Origin of the sequence: Hymenobacter mucosus (assembly GCF_900188255.1) — a bacterium.
GTDB classification, from domain to species: domain Bacteria; phylum Bacteroidota; class Bacteroidia; order Cytophagales; family Hymenobacteraceae; genus Hymenobacter; species Hymenobacter mucosus.
The window spans coordinates 418,084-442,078 of the sequence record NZ_FZNS01000002.1; the positions used below are offsets into that span (position 1 = coordinate 418,084).

Consider the following 23,995-nt stretch of genomic DNA (forward strand, 5'->3'; position numbering starts at 1 on the left):
AAAGTAGAAGTAGGTGTAATGATACGCCCCCCTTGCGGTTTCGGCAAAGCCCTACTCGGTTTATCCTTAAATTCACCGGATTTTACGCCCTACCACGTACTCTGCGAATGCCGCTTTTTCATCGTACCATCTGGGGCTGGGGCCTGCTGGTGCTACTCTGGGGGCTACTCCCAACACCTACCGCACACGCCCAGGCCGCACCTAACCCCGGCGAGAACATTGCTTTTCTGGTCACCTTCGGCGCGAAGGCCGACGCGAGTTGGGGCGACGATGACCACACCGAAACGTTCTTTTTCCTCGTACCCAAGCAGAACCGGCAGCCCGTGTACATCCGGGTGTTCGACCCCGACTGCGGTGGGCAGCACGACGAAGCTAAATTTGGCTGGAATACGACCACTGAGTTTAGCCTTTACGGCGGCGCGGGTACCCACTCCGGCCCCGATGCGCGCGGCACCGATCCGAAGGGGCAGTTCCGGTCTGGCACCTTGCTTAGCACCAAGACATTTGGGGCCGAAAAGACCTATGATAACCAGTGGTATACCTTGGGGCCGCTGAACCCGCTGACGGGTGAATTTGTACCCGACTTTGATGGCTTCGTGTTCAAGGTAATCGTACAAGGAAAAACCGGCGACGATGGCAACTTGTACCGCTATTTCCTTAGCTCGTCGCCTACTGAGAATATACCCGTGGAGGGCGGCAACGCCTTCACCTACGAATACTCGTTTCGCCTTTCGCCCCAACGCCGAACTATTACCCATCTCTACCCCTTTGTCAACGACCGGGTAGTAAGCATCAAGCAAAGTAACTTTGACTTAGATGGCGACGTGAGCCTGAAAGTATTCAGCGTGGCTAAAAACGGGCATACGGCTACCGTAAGTGGCGACAACGTGTGGACTAGCAGCACGCACCGCATCAGTGAGAAGGAGCACGGCTTGTCTCTGGACCTGCAAATCACCTCTCTTACCAAAGCAAGCAACGACCTCGTATTCTACGTCACTGATCAGTACGACGTGGCCCTGCCCTTCTTTGCCGTGCCCCTCGGCGGCCCACCCCGCTACCGATATGAGGTAGACGTGAAAATCAGAAAGTAGCCCGCAGCCTCAATCAATACCTTTTACAGCAGATAGCTATAGCATATTCTACTGTTTGTCTTGCCCGTTTCGCGCAGGGTTGTACACGCACTTATGCAGCTTTTAGCTTAGGAGGTGGGGCGTAGTAACCTCTGCTGCTGAGCTCACTACCTTCTTGCTATATTTTTATTTATCACGATTTACTCCTATACTCAACATCTCATTCTAGCTAGTATACATTCGTGCTATTCCCGTGTCTGCTCCTAATCCTACTCGGCCGCGACCTGCTACGGTAACTTCGCCTCGCAAGCAATCTTTGGTAGCCCCCTTGCAGCGCAGCTTGCGCCGCTATTTTGGTTTTTCTCGACGCGAAACCTCGGGCTTTGTAATTCTGCTGGTTCTTTTGGTGATGTGGCTTTTCCTGCCAGCCGTGGTAAGACCCAAACTTACTGAGTACAACCCTGCCGCCGACCAAGCCCAACTCAATGCCTGGGCCACCGAGCTTGCAGCCCAGCGCCAGGCGCGGCCTACATTTGCTAGTCGCTACCCGAGGCGTAGCTATAGCGCCCGGCCGCACGTACCCCAGGTCGCGCTAGCTCCCTTCAACCCCAATCAACTAACAGCAACCGACTGGGAGGCGCGCGGCTTACCCTATTACGTTGCCCAGCGAATCGTACGCTTCCGTGAGGTACTAGGAGGCTTCAAGGCCAAGGAGCAAATCCGCCGAACCTATGGTTTGCCCGATTCTGTGTATACCCGTCTCGCCCCCTTCATTCAGCTCCCCGACCAACTGCCACCGCACGAAGCCCGGCAGTATGCTAGTCGCTACCCTACTGCTGAGTCCAACAAGGCCGGCTTTCCGGCCACGGGTGCGGCCCGCCCGGCTCGTAAGCCAGCTCACCTGGCAGCCTTCGACCTCAATCAGGCGGACACTACACAGCTCATGCAAATCCGCGGCATTGGGCGTGGCTACGCACGGCGGGTAGTAGAATATCGGCAGCGCCTGGGTGGCTTTCTACAGGAAGATCAACTAGGTGAAATTTACAGCTTGCGCGACGCTCCCGACCTGGTAGACAGCCTCCGCAAGTACACGTTTGTAGCGCCAAGCTATGCACCCGCTGCGGTGGCTATCAATACCTCGTCTTTCGAGCTACTACAGGGCCATCCTTACATTGGCAAGCGGCTAGCCCGGGTAATTGTGGCCTTCCGCCAGCAGCACGGCCCGTTCAAGCAAGCCGCCGACTTACGCCAGATTCGGATTCTGGATGCTACTACCCTTGAAAAGCTCCAGCCCTATCTCCGCTTTGAATAAGCTGGCCGCTCCTGAGGCTTTACTGCCAGCGTAAAGCCTACGGCGCCGCCCGGCACGTAGGTGGGCATCAGCAACAGCTTCTCTTCTAAATGGCCGGGAAGCAGGCGCGCCGCCGCCGGATACAGGCGCCACACCGTTTCGGCCGATAAAAACCCGATGCTGGCGCCAGCTACCACATCCGTTATCCAGTGTCGGTTGTTTAGCATGCGCATGGCTCCGGTAGCGGCAGCTACCGTGTAGCCTCCCGCCGCCAGCCACGGCCGCGTGTGCCCAAACTGCTCGTACAATAAGGTAGCCGTCATGAAAGCTTCGGCGGTATGGGCCGAAGGAAACGAGCTGAAATCGGCCGGATCATCGGGGCGGCGGGTGCCCCCAACATGTTTCAGCCCACTGACGACACCCGAACTCAGCGCATGCGAGAGGCCATAAATGGCCGTGAATGGCACTACTCCCCGCTGCCCGTGCATACCTAGGGCGTACAAACCGTAGGCGGCCCACACGGGTGCATGACGCGAGTAGTTATCGAGGGAAGTATGGAAATGCGGAAAGTGCTCGTGGGTTTCTTCGTGCACTACCTCCTTCATCTCATCCAGCACATTCTCGTTGCGGCTGAGGTAGCCCAGCCCCACAAACACCACCGGAATGGCCGTGCGCCACACGACGGGCCGCTTCAGGAAGGGCACACGCGCTGGCTGACTAAGCGAAGCCAGTGTATCAGCAGACAAGTGGGTAGGTGTTTGGGCTAGCCCGCGAGCCGCTGTCATTCCGCTCAGGGCTAGGGCAACTAAGGCAATGCGCATTCTTTGCTAGAAAGGAGGGCTAATTGATAGCCAACAAGATACTCCTTTGCTTTTCCTTCTAATAGCCTTTTCAACCCGAGTACCGTATTAAATTTGGTGGTAGTTCAGGTATGCCAGCCGGCAATTTGTACCAATTGACTAGGTTGGTAGCTTGGAGTACGTTCACTTTCCTGCCTATGCTTTTTTTACTTCGGGACAAGCTGTTTCCGATTCTCGTGTTTTTGCAGTCCGTAATCTGCGGCTGTAGCCCCGACCAAGGGCGGGGCGAATTTGCCCTGGTTGCTGACCAGTATGAGATTACAACTACCGGAAAGCTCCAGCGTAAGCAGGTAGCGGAAAGCTCGGGGCTGGAAATAGCCGATGCGGAGGGCGACCTGTGGACTCACGCTGATGGGGGCAACACGGCCCGCCTGTATAAAATAACCCCGCAGGGCGACCGACTGCATACTGTAGACTTGGCCCCGCTCATGAATGTAGACTGGGAAGACTTGGCCCAGGACGACGAGAAACGACTGTACATCGGCGACTTCGGCAACAATCAGAATAAACGCCGCAACCTCGCCATCTACCGCCTGGCCGGCCCTGACTACTCGCAGGTAGATACCATCAGCTTTACGTATCCCGATCAGCACGACTTCCCGCCAAAGAAGCCCTACCGAAATTTCGACTGTGAGGCCTTCTACTACTACCAAGATAGCCTTTACCTGTTCACCAAAAACCGCGGCGAAGGCCACTGGGTAAAGCAGTATGTACTTCCTGCCCAACCCGGTAACTACACCGCCCGCCTTGCCGATAGCCTTCAGATCAACACGTGGATTACGGCCGCCGATATCAGCCCGGACGGGCGCCGAGTAGCCCTGCTCGGCTACGGGCACGTCTATTTATTTGAGCGCCTGCCTGGCCGACGTCTCTTCGATGGTCTCAAACAATGCTTGCCGGTGCCCACCTCGGGCCAAGCTGAGGCACTGGTTTTTATCAACAACCAGGATTTCATTTTCAGCAACGAGAAAGGCAAGCTCTTTCGAGCCAAGCGTAAATAAGCAGTCCGCAGAAAGAGGGCTTGGGTTATATACCTCAAGCTCCTTCTGCGGACTGCTCTTTGATATGGTGGGGCTAGTTGTCAGGAGTGCCCGCGGCCCGGCGTGGCGCGGCGCCATAATCGGGAGCATCCTCCTGGTTCGTTCGGTCGTCGGAGGCACCGCCGTAGTTAGGGGCCGCGTCTTGCGTGTCGTAGTCGCCGCGAGATGGTGAACTGTCAGCCTGCTTAGGGTTCTGGCTATCGTACTCATCGTTATACGAGCCGCCCTTCGAGCCGAAGCCTTTTTGCGCGCCCCCCTGCGAGTCAGGAGAACCCGCTGCTTGGTAGCCGCTGCGCGAGCCCGTGGTGGGCGTGGCATCTGCCTCGCCAGTGCCTTGGCCAGTATTGGTGGGAGCGACGCCGGTGAGTAGCCCCTCTGGGCCACCCTCCGGGTGGTTTGGCGTGTAGTCTTCTTCCTGGTTGCGATGGGCTTTATCGGGCTGGGCATTGCCGACGAGGCTTCCACCCAAGGAAGAAGTGCCATAGTTTTCCGCAAACCCGGAATCGACGCCTTTGGGAGCTGCATTGTCATTGGCAAACTGAGCGCCCACAGCCGAACCACTGGGCACTTCCGCGCCCGCGGGCTGGGTACCGAAGCTACCGTTCTCACCCGATACGAAGTCATCGGGTTGCTGGCGCCGCTCGCCAATGTAGCCAGTAGTAGCAGCGGGCCGCTCTACAGTTCCTGCGTAGGTGGCGTCGCCGCGGCTCAGCTCGTTGCCATAGCCACCCTGCGTAACACCCTGCGCCGACTGGCGGCCAAACTCACCGCGGCTGGGGCTAGCTACTTCGTTTTCCTCATGGTTGGGGTCGTTGGCGAAGGCCTGCTGACCAGTAGTATTCTCGGGGGCCTCCAACTCCTGCGGTAATCCCCCGGCAGCGGGAGGCTGCGAGTTAGGGGTGGTCCCTGACGCTGCGCTACCCTGCTCAGCGCTTGGTTCTGAGGTAGCCAATGGCTCGGGAGAAACACTAGTTCCTGGAGCCGATTGCTGGGGTGCAGATGAAGGCGTGTCACCGGCAGAATTGGCTAGCTGATTGGGGGTAGTGGGCTGTTCGGGCATGGAGTAGGGAGGTTAGTAGCGTCTAGATACGCATACGCACAGCTGAGCCACGTGTTTTTGCCGCCTCGCTAGTTTTCGCAGTTTCAAAATACCCATTAGTTTTACTGCATTCTTTCACCCCCAACATCTATTACCAGCTATGAAAACTGGCAAAGTGAAATTTTTTAACGAGTCTAAAGGCTATGGCTTCATCGTGCAGGACGAGAATGGCCAAGAGATTTTCGTGCACCAAACTGGTCTGGTTCACGAAATCCGCGAGAATGACCGGGTATCGTTTGATGTTATCGACGGCAAGAAGGGCCAGAACGCTGTAAAAGTAGAGCGCATCTAAGTACCTCCCTCGCCAGAACCGCTGCGCAGAAACCTCCCGTGTGAGGTTCAATGACCTCCTTTCCTTATTTTCTTAGCTACTCGTTGGCTTTGCTCAAAACACAACGGGCGCCCGCCTACCCTTGCGGTAAGCGGGCGCCCGTTGTTATAGGCGGTAAGCAGTGCCCGGCTTATTTTCCGGCCGAATGCTTGGCCACACGCACTCCCACGGCCATAATGCCGGGCAGCTGATCTTGGCGCATATACTGCTCCAGCATGATTTTATACTGCCCGGCCAACGGAAAGCGCTGATTGGGCAGGGCCAGAAATTGGTGGTCGTAAATATCACCCGTGCCATTGCCGCGAGGCTCCCCTGTTTGCGGATCCAACAGCAACATCTGGTGCAGCAGCCGGGACATGGGCTTGCCATCGGGGCCCAGGAGGGTGTGCTTCACGTACAAGTTATAGTACTCGTAGGCTGAGGCATTGCGCACGTTGAAGTACACATCGTAGCGTTGCGTTGTGTCCTGAATCTCGAACTCAAAGGTCGGCTTGTCTTGCACCGCCCACACATACGGGTCGCCAGCAGGCGACTTGAGGTCGGTGTTTTTTTCGTACACCTGGCTCGGGTCGCAAGCCGTGAGCAAGCCCACCAACGCTAGAGGCAGCAATCGAAGGATAGCTCGCATAAACTAAGAGGCCGGGGGTGTAGGAGTAGAACCACCAGTTGCCTCTCCGCCACCAGCACGGAACGGGCGCCCTCCACGACGTGTAGCGTTGCGGCCGCGCCGCTCACCTCCATCCGCACTTGAAGAGGGTGCGCTATCAGTTCCGGGGCCAGGGGTAGCGCCCCGCGGAGGACGGCCCTCAGTAGAGCGGGGAGGCCGCGGCTCGGCACCCGTTGGTGCCTCGCCAGTGCGCGGGCCTTCTGAACGCTTACTACCATCTCCCCTACCCCGACCACGCCGGTTTAAGGGGCGAGCGGCCGCACCACGCGGACGGCGTGCTTCCTCTGGTTGGCCTTCGGGAGCACCGGCTGGTGCAGTCGATACGCTGTCCGCAGGACCGTCCAGAGGAGCAGGCTTGGGAGAACCAGGGCGGGGCGGCTTAGCCGTTGCTACGGGTGCTACGGCAGCGGCACCCGGCTTCTCCTTGGACTTCTTACGCTTGCTGCGTTTGGATGCCTTGATTTTATCGTCGAGGCGTTCCAGTGAGCCTTCCACAATAGCGGTTACTTCGGGGGCCTTTTCCTCTTCGCGTACGGGCGGCAGCAGGCTCTCCGGCTTTTCGCCGCGCTTGTTCATTTCTAGCACCTCGCGCACCCGCTCGGTGGGGAGCACTACCCAGTTGTTGTCGCCACGCACGGCAAACCACATTTTCTTCTTGAAGATGTCGGTCTTCTGTAAGGTGTAGTCGCCCTTCTCTGTAAGCAAGGGGCGCTGCACCTGAGGAATGTCCTTGAGGGCGTCGAGGTAGGTGTCTAGCTCGTAGTTGAGGCAGCACTTCAAACGGCCGCATTGCCCCGAGAGCTTCGCGGGGTTGAGGCTCAGATTCTGGTAGCGGGCAGCGGTAGTGCTTACGCTTTTAAAGTCAGAAAGCCACGTGGAGCAGCACAGCTCACGCCCGCACGAGCCAATGCCACCCAAGCGACCAGCCTCGTGGCGGAGCGAAATCTGGCGCATCTCCACGCGCACCCGAAATTCGTCGGCGAGGCGTTTGATTAGGTCGCGAAAGTCCACCCGGTCGTCGGCAGAGTAGAAGAACGTAGCCCGGGTACGGTCGGCTTGGTATTCTACGTCGGAGAGTTTCATCTTCAAACGCAGTTCTTCTACCACCGAGCGGGCCTTAAACATGGTACCCGTTTCCAGGTCACGCACGGCGTTCCAACGCTCCACGTCTTGCTCGGTGGCTACTCGCATGATGTTGCGGATATCCTTAGAGTCTAAGGGCACCTTTTTCTTTTTCATTTGCAGGCGCACCAACTCCCCCTTCAGGGAAACGTGCCCCAAATGCCAGCCATTGCCAGCAGCTTCTACTGCTACCGGGTCGCCGGTGATAAGGGGTAGGCGGCTTGTATTACGAAAAAAGTCTTTGCGGCCGCCTTTGAAGCGGATTTCGACGATGTCAAATTCTTTAAAGTCACTGGGCAGGTCGAGGTCCTGAAGCCAGTCGAATACGTTGAGGCGGGTACAGCCACTGCTGCAACTACCTTTTGAGCCGCAGCCCTTGGTAGATGAAGTTGAGCAGCCTCCGCTGGAGGAGCAGGATGTGCAAGCCACGGCTTGAAAGATCTATAGGTAAAGCGGAAGAAAGGATTCCGCGAAAAAAAGGGTCTTGTACAAAGATACAGATTTAGGCGGGGCCTTGCCGGACCGAGGCTCGGCCCATCATTCTTCCGAATTGAAGGAATAATGCCTCCTTAACTTCTTACACGTGAGAAGACATCCGTTGGCTTATAACATCTTTAGCTATCTAAGAATCTTTCCACACTAAAAAGTTATATTTCATCATAAATTCATCTTATTAACAAACTAAACAAGCAGAATAACCTATGTATATAATTATGGAAATTCATCACGCTTTATTTTGATAATTCCTTAATAAAAGCATACCTTTTACCCGTTCTTTTATCCACCACAACCAAAACACATGAAAATTTCAAAACTCTTCGCACCCGCTGCGATGCTTGCAGTGTCGGCCCTGTCACTGTCGTCGTGCCAGGAAAAAGCCAATGTTGAAGTAAAAAATGAGGTCTCCGAAACGGCCGTCAACCAAATTAAAGCGCTCGGCTTTACGGCCGCCGGTGCACAAAAAGTTGCAGGCGGTGTCATGGTAGAAGGCGACATCATGCTAACCGACGAAATGTTGGCTAGCACGCCCGACTATAAGATGGTACGTGTAGGGGAAGACGAGCAATACCGCACCACCAACTTGGTGACGGGTCTGCCCCGCACCATCACGATTCGCGTGTCTACGTCGCTGCCCTCGGCCTACATCACGGCTACCGATGAGGCTATCCGTCGCTACAACGCTGAAGGTCTGCAACTACGTTTTTCCCGTGTAACTTCAGGTGGTAGCATTGTGCTGAACCCTGCGCCGGCTGGCTCTTCGTACTTGGCTTCTGCTGGCTTCCCTTCGGGCGGCAACCCTTACAACCAAGTGCTAGTAAACTCTGGCGCGCTGGGTACCAACTACGCTACTACGACTATTGCCTCGGTGCTAGCGCACGAAATTGGTCACTGCATTGGCTTCCGTCACACCGACTACATGAGCCGTCAGTATAGCTGCGGTGGTTCGGCGGTAAACGAAGGTGCTAGCACTGTGGGCGCCATCCTCATCCCCGGTACTCCTTCCGGTCCCGATCCGAACTCGTGGATGCTGGCTTGCATCGGTGGTGGTCAGAACCGTCCGTTCAACACGAACGACCGTACGGCTCTGAATTACCTGTACTAAGGACGTAGCTTACGAGCTCATCCTCCTATAAAAAAGGCTCCTGGCATGCGCCAGGAGCCTTTTTGCATTCATATATTCACCCACTTTAGTAACGCAGTCTTCGTGAATGTAGCGTAGTCCTGCTACCAAGGCAGTACACACCAGTTGTTGCCCAACCAGTGGGCTCTGGCTTACTAGGCTCTCACGTTCACAACTCCCTGCTCGTACCAGTACAGGCGAGCAGGGAGATAAATTCAGTAGACGAAATACCCGGTTACAGCACGAGGATGCGGCGAGTTATCTCGGCTCCCCCACCAGCGCTAATCCGCAGAAGAAAGGTGCCTTTACCCAAGGCAGGCAGCACCACCGAGTTAACGGTGCCTTCCGTGCTGACTTCGCTGCGTAAACGGCCTAGTACATCATATACCCGCACGCGCAACGGTTGATCTTTCGGCCCGACTAGAGTCAGCGGCTCGCCTGCTACTACCGGCACTGGGTATACCAACACTTCGTTGCGCGGCACAAAAAAGGCTTCCTCTACACTGCTGTACAACGTGCGAGGCACGTCTACATCTACGCGGGCGCGGTACTCGGCGCGGCCAACGGCGGGGCGAGGGTCGGTGAGCACCAGGGAGAGAGCCGGCGCGGCCGTTTGTACCGTGCGAAATACGCCCTCCGAGTCGCGGCGCTCTAGGGCTACGGTTTTTACCCGGTAGGTAGTACCTAACACAAGTTGAAACTGCACCGTATCGGCCACTACCTGCCGCGACAGAAAGGAGCGAATGTAGCAGCCGTACGTAGCATCCGTTACGTTGGGGGACGAGCCTCGCTCCCCTATCTTACCTCTTATGATAGGCGCCACGGCAAAGTAGCGTGCCCTAGCTTCGCTGGCGGTCAGTAGTATAGCGGTGTCGGTGAGAAGGCGGAAGGGTTCTAGATGAGTGGCACCGAGTGCGTAGACTTGGTAGTGCGTGGCCCCCGGTACTCGGCGCCAGTTCAGCAGGGTTTCATCCGTACACGCGTAGGCGACTTCAAGCGTGAGGGGCCGGGCCACGAAAAACGTATCAGACTCGATATTACCAATACCCGTGCGCATCCGAACTTGCATTGGCGCAGTCGTGTCGGGTGCAGTCCAGAGGTAATTTTGGGCAGCTACATCAACCGAAGCAGCAATGGTTTTCCATGTGGCTTGTCCTACTGCTTTATATTCTAGGCGGCCGGCAGCGGCTGGTCCGCGCCAGTGCCACCGTAGCCGCGTGGCCTCCGCTGCGCGCAGGTTACGCGCCTGGGTAGGGTGCGTCCACTGAAACCCTTGCTCGAACTCGTAGGCTACACTAAAGGGTTGGGGGTCCTGCTGCACCTGGTACCCGCGTACTCGCAACTGGTAGAGACCAGGCGTGGGAGTTTCTATAGTAATTTGCTCGGTATTGTTGAGGTGGTCGGGGCGCCTCCGCGCGGGCAAGGCCAGTGAGTCGAGGTGGGGATAGGCGCTGAGCACCCACGGCAGCCAGCGCTGCCCGGTAGCCGCCTGCACCAATGTAATATCTAAGTCGTTGACGAGGGCCTGGGCCGCGTTTTCAGTGGCTTCTAGATCAGACCACGTTAGGGTCACCTTCACTCGGTGCGTACCCGAGGGCACCGTAAGAGAAATAAGCTGCTCCTGGCCTTGCGCCACGGTCCCCTGCCGGTAACGACCATCCACTACGGTTTGCACGGCCCCTAGCGCATCAACCTGTCCGTAACCCGACACAAAATCCACGGCGGGGCGCCCCGTATCATCGGCACTATTGAGCAGCACTGCTTTTACCAGCGCAGCCGGGGGCAAGGCATTGTGCTGATTACGGTAGGCCTGCTGCACCAGTAAGCCAACACCCGACACTAGCGCCGCAGCTTCGGACGAGCCACCGTCGCCGTAGGCTACTAGCTCCGGTTTTACGCGCCCATCGTACGCGGGGCCACGTGAGCTCAGCGCAGCTACATTGCCCACAGCATCAGTAGCGCCTACACTCAGCGTGTTCTTCGACATTTTGAATTGCCCAGTCAGGTTGGCTACGTTGGCCAAGCCCGTGTACGGACCAGCAGTACTGGCTTGATTGCCGGAGTTGCCAGAGGAAAAGACGTGCAGCAGCCCCGGGTACTGCCGCGTTTGCTGGTCGTAGGCACGGGCTTCTAAGCCGTAGTAGTTTTCAATAGCGACGCCGTAGGAATGGTTTTGCACTGATACTCCCTGCCGAGCAAGTAACGTCCCATCATCGGGTAGCAGATTATCGTAGCTGGATTGCGCTATACGGGCCTGCCATGCTACGCCTTTACCGTTGGGGGACGAATTGCCAGCGCCCGCCATAATAGTGGCCATAATGGTGGAGTGCGAAGACAGAAGCACAGCCTGCGGGTCAGGATTCACCAGTCGCCCCTTGAAATCAATATCATTGATATCCAGCGGATTTTCCTTGACAGAAGCGGTAAGCCCTTGCCCTGCGAGCTGTGGGTAGCGGGCGTGCACCGGCGCTACGGTATTCAAGGTAAAATCGGCACCGTTGAGTTGGCGCTCCTCCCGAGCCGTACGGGCGGCCACATCCACGTAAGCTACCCAAGGGCAGCGGGCCAATGCGGCAGGCGCAGCTCCACGCACTTGAAGCAAGCCCGAGTGATGGAGCTCCGCAAGGACCTTGGCCGCTGGCAACTCGCGGTATAGCCACGCCTGAAACGCCGCCACATCAGTCACCCGCACTCGCAGGGCCGAAACCGCTGAGGTAGCGCGAAGTTGGGGAGCTAGCTTAGCTACCGCTGCCGGGGTAGCCGGCTGCTGGCCCAAGGTAGCATGAGAGGTAGCAAGCCCAACTAAAAAAGTGACTGCACACCAATACAAACCCCAACGGACACGAGCAGCAGTAAACATAGAAAACTTGGTTGTGGTAGGAGCAGAAAGGAGCGGCGAATGGTCGGAACCGTTCTGTTCAAATGTAGGCATAAAACCCTCACTCCTCCAGCGCCGCGGCTCAGCTCATTCAGCTCATTCACCGCCTATCAAGGGGCACAAAAAAGGCCAGCATAGCGCTGGCTTTTTTGTGTGTAATAGAGTCAGCTGAGGCTAGGGCTTCAGCACCACTTTTACGCAGTTATCTTTCTTGTTGCGGAAGATGTCGTACCCATGAGCCGCCTCAGCCAAGGGCAAGCGGTGGGTGATGATATCATCCAGAACCACTTTCCCATCAAGTACATATTGCAGCAGTTTGTCGATGTGCTTTTGGGCTGGGGCTTGGCCGCCTACTAGCTTAATACCTTTGTCGAAGAACTTATGCAGGGGAAAGTTGTCGAAGGGAGAGCTGTACACGCCTAGCACCGACACGATTCCTCCGCGACGCACTGCGCTCATGCAAGCTTCTAATACCTTGGACGAGCCTTTCTCAAAGTTAATAACGGCCTTAGCGCGGTCTAGCAGGTCGCGGTCGGGTTCAAAGCCGACGCACTCTACGCACACATCGGCACCCCGGCCGCCACTCAAAGCGCGAATTTGTTCTACCGTGGACTTGGCATCCTCCCACAGAATAGTCTCTACATTGGCTGAAGCCTTCGCCTTATCGAGACGGTACTGCACGGTATCTACCACCACCACGCGGGCTGCGCCGCGCAGCCACGCTGATTTGGCCGCCATAATACCTACCGGGCCCGAGCCAAAAATGGCCACAATTTCACCGCCCTTCACCTCGCCCCAATCGATACCGGAATAGCCAGTAGGAAAGATGTCTGTCAGAAACAGGGCTTGCTCGTCGGTCAGGCTATCTGGAATTACGCGGGGGCCGAAGTCGGCGTAGGGTACGCGCACGTACTCGGCCTGCCCTCCGTTGTAACCGCCGTAAATATCAGTATAGCCAAACAGAGCGCCTCCTTTTTCGGTCATCAGGCCACCTTCGGGGCCGTAGTGGTCGGGGTTAGAATTTTCGCAGTGGCCTGGCAGGTCGTGGTTGCAGAAGTAGCAGGTACCGCAGGCAATGGGAAATGGCACCACTACCCGGTCGCCTACCTTTAGCTTGCTTCCCACCCCTTTTCCTACTTCCTCCACAATGCCCATAAACTCGTGCCCTAGTACCATGGGCCGGGGCTGCGGAATGCTACCATTGTAAATATGCAGGTCGGAGCCACAAATGGCAGTACTCGTCACGCGGATAATAGCGTCGCGGGCGTCTTCAATCTTCGGATCATCTACGGTATCGACGCGCACGTCTTTCATCCCGTGATACACGAGTGCTTTCATAGCGGTAACAGGTCTTATAGAGTGGAAGGAAAACAGGTGAGGCAGCTCACTTCTCTCTTAACGCCCAGCTCCACAGTAGGTTACCAATAAGCCGCTAGCACAGCGTGCTAATAAGCAAAGTAACGATATTTTACTACTTGACAATCACAACCTTACACTCATAAACACAACAGCACTTCTACTAATTTGCCCTACATTTTGTACACCTGTAAGCCGGCAGTTGTCAGTAGGTAGGCGTACTGCTCGCCCAGCAAAATCTGCTGCAGTGGCGTGGCTACAGGAGGTAGCGGCACTACGCGGTCAGTGAGGTGGTAGAGGTGGAAAAAATGGAGACCATCGGGGGCAATGTAATACAGCTCGTCGCCGCGAAAACCCAGGGAGGTTAAGCCAGTAAAGGGTAGTTTTTTACGATAGTTGCCGAGGTTATCGAACACGTACACGCCATTGTTGTGGTCGAGCAAGTAGATATTATTCTGATACTCCCGCAGAAACCGAAAGTCGGGTCGGCTCCGGCCAATCAGCAAATCCAACGGGGTAGTAATCGTGAAGCGAGCCGCAGCCAGATCCAACTGGCGCAGAGTCAGGTCCGATTCGTTGAGCAGCCAATACCGGTCGTCGGGGGCTAATGTGGCTACCCGCACTATACCGTCGAAGTAGTCGAGCAGGGTAAGTTTGGTGATAGGAGCCATGAACCGGTCAAGGAGCAAGATTTCCTGCCGGTCGTCGTAAAACACGAGCACTTTGGTGGTATTCCAAGCTTCTACCTGGGCAGTATGGCCTGGCAATGGCGGCGAATAGGTATTGAGTGCCTGCCCATCAGGGCCATACTGGTGCAGAGTATTGCGGACGTCGGTCACGTACACGTTGCCGCGCCGATCAAGTGAGGCCGGCCCAGGGGTAGGCAAGGCAATGGTGCGTACTAGCTGCCATACGCCCACTCGGTTCTTTGTATCGGCAGGAACAGTGGCAAGTGGCGCCGACTGGGCAGCCGGTGCCACTGAGCCGGCAGCAGGTGCGGTTGTTTGGGCCTGAGCTGGTAGTCCCCCCCAGCATGCGCTGAGCACCATGAGCAAGGCTACCCCACCCTTTCGGCTAGTGGGTGTGGTACTCAGAGGGTGGTCCTTTTTCAAAATGCTGCAAGGCCAGTTCGGTGCCATCATACACGCCGTAAGAGCAATAATTGACCCATTCGCCCAAATTCACGTAGCGGCTGCCCGGTACTACCTCTACGTCAAGCGGCAAGTGACGATGCCCAAATACGTAGTACTCGTGCGCAAACTCGCGCTGCACTTCACGGCAATAAGTCAGCAGCCATTCTTCTTCTCCAAAATACTGCTCATCGGCCGCGCCATTTTGCAGGCGGCTCCGCTGGCTCCACCGGTTAGCAATGCCAATACCCAGGTTAGGATGAACCCTAGCAAACAACCACTGAGCTACTGGCGAGGCAAAAATCTGCTTAAGTACTTTGTACGTGTGGTCGCCGGGACCGAGGCCATCCCCGTGCCCAATGTGAAATTGGTGCCCGCCAATCCGCTGGCTTACAGGGTTGCGCAGAATTGGTATGTTGAGCTCTTTGGTAAAGTAGTCGAACATCCACATATCGTGGTTGCCGGTGAAAAATGTCACTGGCAGCCCCGCATCGGTAAGCTCAGCCAACTTGCCCTGCAACCGAATAAAGCCGCGTGGAATGGCATGGCGGTATTCAAACCAAAAGTCGAAGATGTCGCCCAGCAGGTAGATAGCCGCAGCATCTTGAGCGGCCTGATCTAGCCAGCGCACAATACGTTGCTCCCGCTCTTTAGAGCGGGCGGCATCAGGGGCACCCAAGTGAAAATCAGAAGCGAAATACACCTTCCGGCCAGCAGGCAGGGCGAGATCAGGTAGTTGCGGCGGGCGCGTCATCCAGCAAAAACAACACAATACTGCGGGGACCATGCGCCCCAAGCACCAGTGTCTTTTCAATATCGGCCGTCCGGCTCGGCCCGGTAGTGAGAGAAATCATGGATGGCAGCCGGTCTGCTCCGTACTTCTGCTGCATCATCTGCAAGGCGTCGCCAATGTCGGCCACTACCTGAGACGTGCGCGCTAAGATAAGGTGCTGATCGGGATAGATACTGAGGCGGCGGCCGCTACCCGTAGCACCGCTCACTAGCACACTACCCGTGCGAGCCACCAAAGCCTCACAGGTAGTAAGGCCCGCATCGGCGTGTGCTACAAACTCCGTTTCGTCTCCCTGAAACACTATTTCACCTTCGTGCAGCAGCTTCTTAAGCTCTGGCTCCCATACGTACAGGTGTTCCAAGGCTTTCTCCTTCTTGTAGGCAAATAGCTGATCGTAGAAATGCTCTACCGAATCGCAATAGAAAAAGACACCTCCTACTCGTACAAAGCTCTGGGCAAAAGCCACGGCTAAGTCATCGGCAGTGGCAGAACGCGGATGCAATGGAGCAGTGAAATCAGGCCGGGTAGGTTGCGGAGCCGGCTGCTGCAACGACTCGCGGATGCGGCGTAGAATTATGTCGCGGGAAGTATCAGCCATGAGCACAAAGATACGGGGTTTCTACGGGGCCACTACATTGCCCGTTGAACAGCCAAACTACAACTGCTATTTTTAATAATTTCAATATGGGAATACTTTTCCCGGTATTATTCTTTGAGCCTGCAACAGCTACTACTAACCATACAACAAGTCTTTCTCGTACTAAGTAACAAAAATGGCTTATTGTAGCGCTAGAGTATTTTTGCATTTATCCAGCATGTATGAAAAGCAAAAAATAATGATTTGGCATCTTTTTGGTAAAACAGGTTAGCAAACCCACTTATTATGAATAACCACACGCGCCTTACTACCTCGTCTATTGCCTCGCGGCCTCCCTCTATTCAGCCGACAGAAGCAGAGTTTGAACAATGGCTAGGTGAGCTAACTCCTAGTATACGAGCTGCCATTGCGCAGCAGGGCTTTGTAAAGGGCAGATCTCTACCTGCCTTTCGTGCTTACCTTCAAAATCGACTACAATCGGAATAACCAATACGATCCAATACTTCATCAGCACTAAAAAGCAAAGCCCGTTTCCGGATCGGAAACGGGCTTTGCTTTTTAGTGCTTGGTACACCTATACTGGCGTTACGGCCGAGCCACTAGGCTCAGAAGTAGCTCCGGTAGAGTCCGAGCCATTGTCTACGCCTGGCAGATTCAACTCTGGAAGGTCGCTACCTAATGGAATACCGGCGTGTTCTTGCTTCCGCTCACTCAGCGTTTCTGAGCGGTCGGTGCCAGCCATATGGGCTTGGTAGGTAGTTTGGCTGTCAAAGGGACGCTTACCAACGAGACGCTCTAAGTCGTCCTGCAATAAGATTTCCTTCTCTAGCAATTCCTTGGCAATTACCTCCAACTCGTGCCGGCGCTCAGTCAGCAGCTCCTTAGTACGGGTATACGCTTGTTCGATGATAGAGCGAACTTCTTCGTCAATCATCTGTGACGTGGCTTCTGAATATGGCTTGGTAAAACCGTACTCATTCTGGCCTTTCGAGTCGTAGAACGATACGTTACCGAGCTTAGCATTCATGCCGTACATCGTCACGATGCTGTAGGCTACCTTGGTAATGCGCTCCAAGTCGCTCAGAGCACCAGTAGAAATCTTACCAAAGACTAGTTCCTCAGCAGCACGTCCACCTAGCGTCATGCACATTTCGTCCATGAGTTGCTCGGTATTGTATAGGAACTGCTCGCGAGGCAAATACTGAGCGTAACCCAGCGCCGCAACGCCGCGGGGCACAATGCTCACCTTCACCAAGGGATCGGCGTGCTCCAAGAACCAGCCAGCAATAGCGTGACCGGCTTCATGGTAAGCAACAATTCGCTTCTCACCGGGGCTAATGATTTTGTTTTTCTTCTCCAAGCCGCCAATCACACGGTCTACGGCATCGGTGAAGTCCTGCATGGTTACCATCTTTTTGTCGCGGCGAGCGGCAATTAGAGCGGCCTCGTTGCAGACGTTGGCAATCTCAGCGCCAGCGAAACCAGGCGTTTGCGCAGCTAGCTTCTTAGCTTCCACGTCTGGTCCTAGAGTCAGAGGCTTTAAGTGCACATTGAAAATCTGGGTACGGCCGTTGATGTCTGGCTTATCAATGCTGATCTGACGATCAAAACGACCAGGACGCAGCAGTGCCGAATCAAGCGTATCGGGGCGGTTGGTAGCGGCCAGGATAATTACTCCTGAGTCGGTGCCAAAACCATCCATTTCCACTAGCAGAGAGTTCAAGGTATTTTCCCGCTCGTCGTTGCCGCCAGGCATATTGCCTTTGCTGCGGCTGCGGCCAATGGCGTCAATTTCGTCGATGAAGATGATGCAGGGAGCCTTGGCTTTAGCTTGCTTAAATAAGTCACGCACGCGCGCAGCACCCACACCCACAAACATTTCCACGAAGTCGGAGCCCGACAGAGAGAAGAACGGCACATCAGCCTCACCCGCTACGGCTTTCGCCAGCAAGGTTTTGCCAGTACCGGGAGGACCTACCAAAAGGGCCCCTTTGGGGATTTTACCACCTAAAATGGTGAATTTGGAAGGGTTCTTCAGAAACTCTACAATCTCTTGTACTTCTTCCTTGGCTTCTTCTAAGCCAGCTACATCCTTAAAAGTAATCTTCACCTTGTCGCCGCCTTCAAACAGAGCAGCGCGTGATTTACCAATGTTGAAGATTTGCCCACCAGGACCACCTGCCCCGCTCATGCGGCGCATGAGCAGCCAGAAGCCTACGAAGAGCAGGAGCATAAAGCCCCACGTAGTTACGAAGTCGCCATAGCCTGTGCGGTCCACTACCTTCAGACCAATCTGCCGGTCGGCGGGTAGAGTTGCCTGCACTTTATCTAGGTCTTCTTTGAAACCCTTGCCTTCCACTACACGGAAGCCAAATTGGGGGCCCGGTTCGTTAACAGCCGTGAGCGGACCGCGGCGCGTAAGCTCCCGGGTGTACTCTGGCTTTTTAAGTGCATCAGACTTAAGCGTCACTTCCACCTGCCGTTCGTTCACGAGTGTTACGTCGCGCACGTCGCCAGCTACCAGCATCTGCTCGAAGCGCTTCTGTGTAATTTCTATCAGGGAGTTGCTGCGGTTGAGGTAGATCATCCCTAGGATGAATACTACCAGCCCCGTCAGCACCCATAGCTGCATGCTCGGCTTTGGAGCCGGGTTGGGCAGCATTGGTTTTTTCTTTTTAGGGGTCGTATCAGGCATGAATAAGGGGTGCTAAAACGAGAGACAAAGTCGGAACCTGCCAACCGGCAGTTTGTTAGCGGGCTCCGCTTCTTGAGAGCAAGACGCGACCAGTCGCGTTTTACTTTACTGAAGCAGTAGTTTCTTCCTCGATATAGGTAATTTCAGCATCACCCCACAACTCCTCCAGCGCATAGAACTGGCGCCGGTCGCGCAGGAAAATGTGTACTACTACATCCACGTAGTCCAGCAGCACCCATTCGCGGTGCATGCGGCCTTCCGTTTGCCAAGGATTCTGGCCCGTAAGTTTTTCTACTTCTTCTTCTACCGAACGCGCGATGGCGTCTATTTGCGTATCTGAGGAGGCCGAGCAGATAATAAAATAATCAGCTACGGCATTTTTAAGATCTTTCAGGTTGAGTACCACGATATCGGCCGCTTTCTTCTCTTGCATGCCGCGCACTACTACATCTGCCAACTTGTCCGAATCCTGCCGAACCAGGGTACTTTTCATGGGGTATTGTTAGGTTTGAACGTCACAAAGTACGAAAAACAGGTGGAGGCTATATACCCCCAAACGCTCTTCACGGGCCAACAGCTTGTCTGGTTGCCCGAATGTGCCTCTACGAACACGGAGGCACACAATCTGGCTGTCCAAAACCGGGCCACGGATGGCTGCTGTGTCATAACCGACAAACAGACTGCCGGCCGCGGCCAACGTGGCAACCAGTGGGAAGCCGCGCCCGGTGAAAACCTGACGCTGTCAGTAATCTGGCATCCGTCGTTTCTACCGGCCGCCGATCAATTTCAACTCAGCCAGGTTGTGGCTCTTGCCGTACACGACTGGGGTAGTGCCTTGTTAGGCGCCGACCCAGCCCTGCGGGTAAAGTGGCCGAATGATATTTTCTTTGGGCAGCAGAAGCTAGGAGGTATCCTGATTGAGAACACCCTCAACGGCTCGAAAATTCAGTATAGTATCGTTGGAATAGGATTAAATATTAACCAACGAGAATTTGGGGTGAGTACGGCTACCTCTCTGACCTGTCTTACTGGTAGAGCATACAGCTTGCCTACTATAGTAGCTCGCTTACTCGAATGCCTGGAACGACGCTACCTACAGCTTCGAGCCGGCCGGGTAGGTGCCTTACGTGCCGACTATCTACGCGTACTATACCGTTACCAAGAAGAGCACTCCTATGAAATAGAGGGCCGCCGGGTTACGGGGCAAATTGTGGGGGTTGACGAGCATGGCCGCTTGGCCGTAGCTATCGGTGGGCACCTCCGTCACTTCGACCTCAAAGAGATAAAGTACGTGCACTAGTACCTTACTCTAAGCAGCAGATCGATATGTAGTTTAATTTCTGGTTATTAAGAAGGACAATCTTAAACCTTCGTGCAACGGACTGCTCTAAACAAGCATCTCTCCTCTGCCATTTAGCCGTAGGTAAACAATAAGGCATGAACATTGTCTTGTTCATCTAGGAAAACCGCCTGGTAGTCTAGTAACTACTAATGGCCCGTTGTCACGGCTCCAAAAACAAGTACCTTTATATCAGCAGACACCTGTTGGGGGTCTGCTCCGCTCCTGAACCCGCCCGAATGCCATGAAAATTTCTACTCGCCTTTTTTCGCTCGCCCTGCTGCTGCTCACCCAGCTGCCTTTGCTAGCGGCTTCCTTAACAATAAAAAGCGGCACGGCTGCTTACTCACCAGCCCAGGGCACTCCTGGTTTGAGCCACTATAGCTCTACCTCATCGGCTTTGTCGGTGAAGGCGTTGGTACCTACGTTATCTGTGTATCCCAACCCTGCCCGTGGACAAGTAATCGTATCGGTAGGACAAAAGCTTATTGGCGACTATAAGCTGCGTTTGAACAACATTATTGGTCGGGAAGTACGCATTGTGGCGCTACGCCCTGAAGCTATGGAAGGTGGTATGACCATCAACCTAGCTGATCTCCCAGCCGGTATGTATTTTTACAGCCTCACCCTGAACGACAAAGTACTGAGCACAAAGCGTTTGGTTCTACAAAACTAATCCTTGCTCACTCTCTACAAGAAAGCAGCCTTACCCGAGGCTGCTTTTTTTGTGGATGTTTGTCAAGGCAGTAGGTGGTAGAGTAACCAAGTTGGAATGAGCGGGATTGGTAGAGGCAGTTGCGGCCGTTGGTTGAGAACTGGAGGCGGGTTGGTTGATTCGCGTGTATGGCGCTCGGCACTTATTGTCTACTTTTGACATTCCACTGATTTCCTACTCTGACCTAAACCCTGTCGTTCAGCGGCGGGCGGGGCTATCCTCGCCTCACCTTACTACTTATGCGGAGTTACAAAAGCTTAAATAACCTGGTTGGTTGGTTGGTGTTTGCCATTGCCACCATCACGTATCTGCTCACGCTGGAGCCCACAGCATCCTTCTGGGACTGTGGCGAGTTTATTGCCTGCTCTTATAAGCTTCTCGTGCCTCACCCCCCCGGAGCTCCAACGTTCTTGCTCTTGGGCCGCCTGTTTTCCTTGCTGTCCTTCGGTGATGTTACCAAAGTATCGGTGCTGGTAAACACACTTTCGGCACTTAGCTCATCCTTTACGGTGCTGTTCCTGTTCTGGAGCATTACCATGATGGCTAAGAAACTTGTGCTGCACCGCCCTGGCATGCACGATGACCGCACCTCCGAGCCTACCAGCGGTCAGAGCCTGCTGATTTTGGGAGCGGGAGCTGTGGGCGCCCTCGCCTACGCTTTTTCCGACTCATTCTGGTTCAATGCTGTTGAGGCCGAGGTGTACGCCATGTCGTCGTTGTGCACGGCCGTGGTTGTATGGCTGATGCTCAAATGGGAAAACCGTGCCGATGAAGCCGACTCTGATAAGTGGCTGGTGCTGCTGGCGTACGTTATCGGCCTTAGCATTGGGGTGCACTTGCTGAACCTGCTGGCCATTCCGGCTTTGGGTTTCATTTACTACTACCGCCGGACCCAGAACCCAACCCTAACTGGTGGCATCATCACTTTGGCTGTCAGCAGCCTGATTGTAGGTCTGATCTTGGCCGGTATCATTCCTGGCCTGCCAACTTTGGCCGGCAACTTTGAGGTGTTCTTTGTAAATAACTTAGGTCTGCCCTTCAGCTCGGGCCTAGTAGTGTTTTTGGTGCTGTTCCTGGCGCTTATCTGGTTTGGCTTCCGCCAGTCGTTTCAGCGCCGCAGCCGCCTGCTCAACACCAGCATGCTGGCGTTTGTGTTCATTCTGATAGGGTACTCTTCTTATCTTATTGTTCCCATCCGCAGCAGCTACCATCCTACCATCAACGAAAACGACCCTGAGGATGTACTGAGCTTTGTGAGCTACCTCAAGCGGGAGCAGTACGGCGACCGGCCCCTGCTCTACGGTCCCCAGTTCAATGCCCAGCCTATTGCCCAAAACGATGGTGCTCCGCGCTACGTGCGCCGGGGCGACAAGTACGTGGTAGCCGAGTACCGGCCCGTTTTGGAGTACCGCCCCGAGGATAAGATGCTGCTGCCCCGCCTGTACAGCAACGACCCTTCCCACATGTATAACTACAAGAAGTGGGTGGATATTCAGGAAGGTGTGAAGCCGACAATGGGTCAAAACCTGTCGTTCCTGTTCCGCTACCAGATGGGCCATATGTTCTGGCGCTACTTTATGTGGAACTATGTAGGTCGGGAAGGCGACGTACAGCAGTCAGGTATCCTGTGGCCGGGTGCTACTAGTGCGGGCTTACCTGAACGAGTAGCAGATAGCCCAGCTCGCAACAGCTTCTTCGCGTTGCCACTCATTCTGGGCATCATTGGCCTGTTCTATCAAGTACGCCGCGACGGCCGCAATGCATTTATCGTTGGTCTGCTTTTCCTGTTCACGGGCTTGGCCATCGTGCTTTACCTGAACCAGCCTCCCATTGAGCCTCGTGAGCGAGACTACACCTTTGCTGGGGCCACGTTCGCCTTCGCTATCTGGATTGGTTTGGGGGTGCTGGGCGTAGCCGACCTACTCAAATCGGCCCTGAAGGCCGATACTGCTCGGGCGGCCGTAGCTACTCTTCTTGGCTTAGTTGTTCCCGGCATCATGGTAGCACAGGGCTGGGACGACCATGACCGCTCGGACCGCTATAACTCTGTCGACTCGGCTAAGAACCTCTTGAATTCTTGTGCTCCGAATGCCATTCTGTTCACCAATGGCGACAACGATACCTTCCCTCTCTGGTACGCCCAGGAAGTAGAAGGCGTGCGCACCGACGTGCGCGTGGCGGTGCTTAGCTATCTAAATACCGATTGGTACATCGACCAGATGAAGCGCCGCTCCTACAAGTCGGAGCCCTTGCCCATCTCGATGGAGAACAGCAACTACGCCCAGGGCACCAACGATTACCTGCCTTACGCCGAAAACCCCGCTGTGACGGAGGTAAATGTAAAGGAGTTTATGCAGCTAGTGGAGCAAAACAGCCCGCTGCTGCAAGTAAGCTACGGCGACGGCACCAAGTCGCTACTCTCTTTCCCCACTCGCAAGTTCTACCTCCCCATTGATACCACGGCGGTAGAGAGCATGGGCATTATTCCAGCCGAGCGCCGGAGCCAGTTGGTACCGCGTATGGAGTGGGAAGTAGGCAAGAGCGCCATTGAGAAGAAGAGCCTGGTAATCTTGGACATTCTGGCTACTAACAACTGGAAGCGCCCCGTGTACTTCTCCAGCACCGTTGACTCGCGCGACTTCATGGGTCTGGAGCCGTATTTCCAACTCGAAGGGATGGCCTACCGCATTTTGCCCGCCAAAGACCCCGCGTATGATCCTAAGAACAGCGAAGAAGGCTTTGTAGCCCAGAACATCATGTTCGATAAGCTGATGAATACGTTCGCGTATCGGGGCCTGGATAACGCCAGCATTTTCTACGACGAGAATAACCTACGCTTCCCGGCTAACTACCGCGACAAGTTCTCTCGTTTGGCGACGTCCTTACTCGCCAGCGGCGACAAAGCACGAGCTAAGCAGGTGATTGACAAGTGCTTTGCGGTAATGCCTGATAAGGCCGTCCCCTACGATTACTATGTACCTCAGTTTATTCCCGCCTTGGTAGCGGTGGGTGAGCAGCAGCGGGCCAACGAAATCATGGATACCATGACGGGCCGGGCCGAGCGGGCGTTGGCGTACTACAGCACCCACAACACGGCACTCTTCGACCAGGAGTTCCAAACCAACTTACTCTCCTTGAACAGCATAGGCCGGGCCGCTGAGCAAATTGGTGACCAGCAGCGGGCTACTAAGGCGCTCACGCTGCTACAGCAATACTACCAGCGCTAATCACGCTACGTAGTTGAGTTACGAAGCCGGCCCTACCTGTGGGGCCGGCTTTTTTGTATCCACTGAGTTTGCTTGTATTTAGTTAATCTGCCGCCTGAAACGCACTCGTGCTCATACGTAGGCCAGCTTTCCCAGCGTTGGTTGCGTACCGTACTAGTGCTAG

At 55.1% G+C, this 23,995-nt stretch carries 19 protein-coding genes; 8 read left to right on the plus strand and 11 right to left on the minus strand.

Going from position 1 to position 23,995, the window contains the following annotated elements; all coding sequences use genetic code 11:
* Nucleotides 1-107: 107 nt before the first annotated feature.
* Nucleotides 108-1,091, plus strand: coding sequence for a hypothetical protein (locus tag CHB83_RS05690; protein ID WP_045688851.1), 984 nt, complete (start codon nt 108-110; stop codon nt 1,089-1,091).
* A gap of 232 nt (nt 1,092-1,323) precedes the next feature.
* Nucleotides 1,324-2,382, plus strand: coding sequence for a ComEA family DNA-binding protein (locus CHB83_RS05695; protein WP_143437009.1), 1,059 nt, complete (start codon nt 1,324-1,326; stop codon nt 2,380-2,382).
* Here CHB83_RS05695 and CHB83_RS05700 read toward each other — a convergent pair.
* Nucleotides 2,364-3,182: a phosphatase PAP2 family protein gene (locus tag CHB83_RS05700; protein WP_089331973.1), complete on the minus strand. Its 819-nt coding sequence runs from the start codon at nt 3,180-3,182 to the stop codon at nt 2,364-2,366. The two genes, CHB83_RS05695 and CHB83_RS05700, sit on opposite strands and share 19 nt — an antisense overlap.
* Nucleotides 3,183-3,358: 176 nt before the next feature.
* Here CHB83_RS05700 and CHB83_RS05705 point away from each other — a divergent pair, with 176 nt between their 5' ends.
* On the plus strand, nt 3,359-4,222 hold the full coding sequence (locus CHB83_RS05705; RefSeq protein WP_089331974.1) for a hypothetical protein: 864 nt from the start codon (nt 3,359-3,361) through the stop codon (nt 4,220-4,222).
* A 73-nt stretch (nt 4,223-4,295) separates the two neighbouring features.
* Here CHB83_RS05705 and CHB83_RS05710 read toward each other — a convergent pair whose 3' ends face one another.
* Nucleotides 4,296-5,321, minus strand: a complete 1,026-nt coding sequence (locus tag CHB83_RS05710) for a hypothetical protein (protein ID WP_089331975.1) — start codon at nt 5,319-5,321, stop codon at nt 4,296-4,298.
* 139 nt (nt 5,322-5,460) lie between these two features.
* On the opposite strand from CHB83_RS05710, the gene CHB83_RS05715 reads away from it, so the two are divergent.
* Nucleotides 5,461-5,652 carry a cold-shock protein gene (locus CHB83_RS05715; RefSeq protein WP_045688855.1) on the plus strand — a complete coding sequence of 64 codons (192 nt, stop codon included), beginning with the start codon at nt 5,461-5,463 and terminating at the stop codon, nt 5,650-5,652.
* Nucleotides 5,653-5,821: 169 nt separating this feature from the next.
* Here CHB83_RS05715 and CHB83_RS05720 read toward each other — a convergent pair whose 3' ends face one another.
* Both CHB83_RS05720 and ricT read right to left on the minus strand, forming a co-directional pair.
* Nucleotides 5,822-6,319 (minus strand): gliding motility lipoprotein GldH, encoded by a 498-nt coding sequence (locus CHB83_RS05720; RefSeq protein ID WP_245855290.1) that lies wholly within the window; start codon nt 6,317-6,319, stop codon nt 5,822-5,824.
* Nucleotides 6,320-6,322: 3 nt separating this feature from the next.
* Nucleotides 6,323-7,909: a PSP1 domain-containing protein gene (ricT, locus tag CHB83_RS05725; protein WP_179225462.1), complete on the minus strand. Its 1,587-nt coding sequence runs from the start codon at nt 7,907-7,909 to the stop codon at nt 6,323-6,325.
* A gap of 370 nt (nt 7,910-8,279) precedes the next feature.
* On the opposite strand from ricT, the gene CHB83_RS05730 reads away from it, so the two are divergent.
* Nucleotides 8,280-9,083, plus strand: a complete 804-nt coding sequence (locus tag CHB83_RS05730; protein WP_089331976.1) for a M57 family metalloprotease — start codon at nt 8,280-8,282, stop codon at nt 9,081-9,083.
* A gap of 253 nt (nt 9,084-9,336) precedes the next feature.
* On the opposite strand, the gene CHB83_RS05735 is transcribed toward CHB83_RS05730, so the two are convergent.
* The 7 genes from CHB83_RS05735 to rsfS all read right to left on the minus strand — a co-directional run bounded on the left by CHB83_RS05735 (nt 9,337) and on the right by rsfS (nt 19,044).
* A complete protein-coding gene (locus CHB83_RS05735; protein ID WP_179225463.1) occupies nt 9,337-11,961 on the minus strand; it encodes a S8 family serine peptidase in 2,625 nt (874 codons plus the stop codon).
* Between the two features lie 192 nt (nt 11,962-12,153).
* A complete protein-coding gene (locus CHB83_RS05740) occupies nt 12,154-13,317 on the minus strand; it encodes a zinc-dependent alcohol dehydrogenase (RefSeq protein ID WP_089331978.1) in 1,164 nt (387 codons plus the stop codon).
* Nucleotides 13,318-13,508: 191 nt separating this feature from the next.
* Nucleotides 13,509-14,447 (minus strand): hypothetical protein, encoded by a 939-nt coding sequence (locus tag CHB83_RS05745; protein WP_179225464.1) that lies wholly within the window; start codon nt 14,445-14,447, stop codon nt 13,509-13,511.
* On the minus strand, nt 14,410-15,219 hold the full coding sequence (locus CHB83_RS05750) for a UDP-2,3-diacylglucosamine diphosphatase (RefSeq protein ID WP_045688860.1): 810 nt from the start codon (nt 15,217-15,219) through the stop codon (nt 14,410-14,412). Before CHB83_RS05750 ends, CHB83_RS05745 begins: the two co-directional genes overlap by 38 nt.
* The gene (locus tag CHB83_RS05755; RefSeq protein WP_089331980.1) at nt 15,194-15,856 is read right to left on the minus strand and encodes a LutC/YkgG family protein; all 663 of its coding nucleotides are present in this window, start codon (nt 15,854-15,856) and stop codon (nt 15,194-15,196) included. The genes CHB83_RS05750 and CHB83_RS05755 overlap by 26 nt, the downstream gene beginning before the upstream one ends.
* 574 nt (nt 15,857-16,430) lie before the next feature.
* Complete coding sequence (gene ftsH / locus CHB83_RS05760) at nt 16,431-18,551, minus strand: ATP-dependent zinc metalloprotease FtsH (RefSeq protein WP_045690242.1); 2,121 nt, start codon at nt 18,549-18,551, stop codon at nt 16,431-16,433.
* A 100-nt stretch (nt 18,552-18,651) separates the two neighbouring features.
* Nucleotides 18,652-19,044 (minus strand): ribosome silencing factor, encoded by a 393-nt coding sequence (gene rsfS / locus CHB83_RS05765; RefSeq protein WP_045690243.1) that lies wholly within the window; start codon nt 19,042-19,044, stop codon nt 18,652-18,654.
* 15 nt (nt 19,045-19,059) lie between these two features.
* Between rsfS and CHB83_RS05770 the strand changes: the two genes are divergently transcribed.
* From CHB83_RS05770 to CHB83_RS05780, 3 genes are all read left to right on the plus strand, one after another.
* Entirely contained in the window at nt 19,060-19,851 is a 792-nt protein-coding gene (locus CHB83_RS05770) for a biotin--[acetyl-CoA-carboxylase] ligase (protein ID WP_089331981.1), read from the plus strand.
* Nucleotides 19,852-20,134: 283 nt separating this feature from the next.
* Nucleotides 20,135-20,566 carry a T9SS type A sorting domain-containing protein gene (locus tag CHB83_RS05775; protein ID WP_052695609.1) on the plus strand — a complete coding sequence of 144 codons (432 nt, stop codon included), beginning with the start codon at nt 20,135-20,137 and terminating at the stop codon, nt 20,564-20,566.
* Nucleotides 20,567-20,844: 278 nt separating this feature from the next.
* Entirely contained in the window at nt 20,845-23,832 is a 2,988-nt protein-coding gene (locus CHB83_RS05780) for a glycosyltransferase family 117 protein (protein ID WP_089331982.1), read from the plus strand.
* Nucleotides 23,833-23,995: the final 163 nt, after the last annotated feature.

What these genes read in the sequence shown, in the direction of transcription:
- ftsH (WP_045690242.1), bottom strand. Translation starts at nt 18,551, where the DNA reads ATGCCTGATACGACCCCTAAAAAGAAAAAACCAATGCTGCCCAACCCG.
- CHB83_RS05705 (WP_089331974.1), top strand. Translation starts at nt 3,359, where the DNA reads ATGCTTTTTTTACTTCGGGACAAGCTGTTTCCGATTCTCGTGTTTTTG.
- CHB83_RS05690 (WP_045688851.1), top strand. Translation starts at nt 108, where the DNA reads ATGCCGCTTTTTCATCGTACCATCTGGGGCTGGGGCCTGCTGGTGCTA.
- CHB83_RS05755 (WP_089331980.1), bottom strand. Translation starts at nt 15,856, where the DNA reads ATGGCTGATACTTCCCGCGACATAATTCTACGCCGCATCCGCGAGTCG.
- CHB83_RS05730 (WP_089331976.1), top strand. Translation starts at nt 8,280, where the DNA reads ATGAAAATTTCAAAACTCTTCGCACCCGCTGCGATGCTTGCAGTGTCG.
- rsfS (WP_045690243.1), bottom strand. Translation starts at nt 19,044, where the DNA reads ATGAAAAGTACCCTGGTTCGGCAGGATTCGGACAAGTTGGCAGATGTA.
- CHB83_RS05740 (WP_089331978.1), bottom strand. Translation starts at nt 13,317, where the DNA reads ATGAAAGCACTCGTGTATCACGGGATGAAAGACGTGCGCGTCGATACC.
- CHB83_RS05715 (WP_045688855.1), top strand. Translation starts at nt 5,461, where the DNA reads ATGAAAACTGGCAAAGTGAAATTTTTTAACGAGTCTAAAGGCTATGGC.
- CHB83_RS05700 (WP_089331973.1), bottom strand. Translation starts at nt 3,182, where the DNA reads ATGCGCATTGCCTTAGTTGCCCTAGCCCTGAGCGGAATGACAGCGGCT.
- CHB83_RS05750 (WP_045688860.1), bottom strand. Translation starts at nt 15,219, where the DNA reads ATGACGCGCCCGCCGCAACTACCTGATCTCGCCCTGCCTGCTGGCCGG.
- CHB83_RS05720 (WP_245855290.1), bottom strand. Translation starts at nt 6,319, where the DNA reads ATGCGAGCTATCCTTCGATTGCTGCCTCTAGCGTTGGTGGGCTTGCTC.
- CHB83_RS05710 (WP_089331975.1), bottom strand. Translation starts at nt 5,321, where the DNA reads ATGCCCGAACAGCCCACTACCCCCAATCAGCTAGCCAATTCTGCCGGT.
- CHB83_RS05780 (WP_089331982.1), top strand. Translation starts at nt 20,845, where the DNA reads ATGCGGAGTTACAAAAGCTTAAATAACCTGGTTGGTTGGTTGGTGTTT.
- CHB83_RS05735 (WP_179225463.1), bottom strand. Translation starts at nt 11,961, where the DNA reads ATGTTTACTGCTGCTCGTGTCCGTTGGGGTTTGTATTGGTGTGCAGTC.
- CHB83_RS05775 (WP_052695609.1), top strand. Translation starts at nt 20,135, where the DNA reads ATGAAAATTTCTACTCGCCTTTTTTCGCTCGCCCTGCTGCTGCTCACC.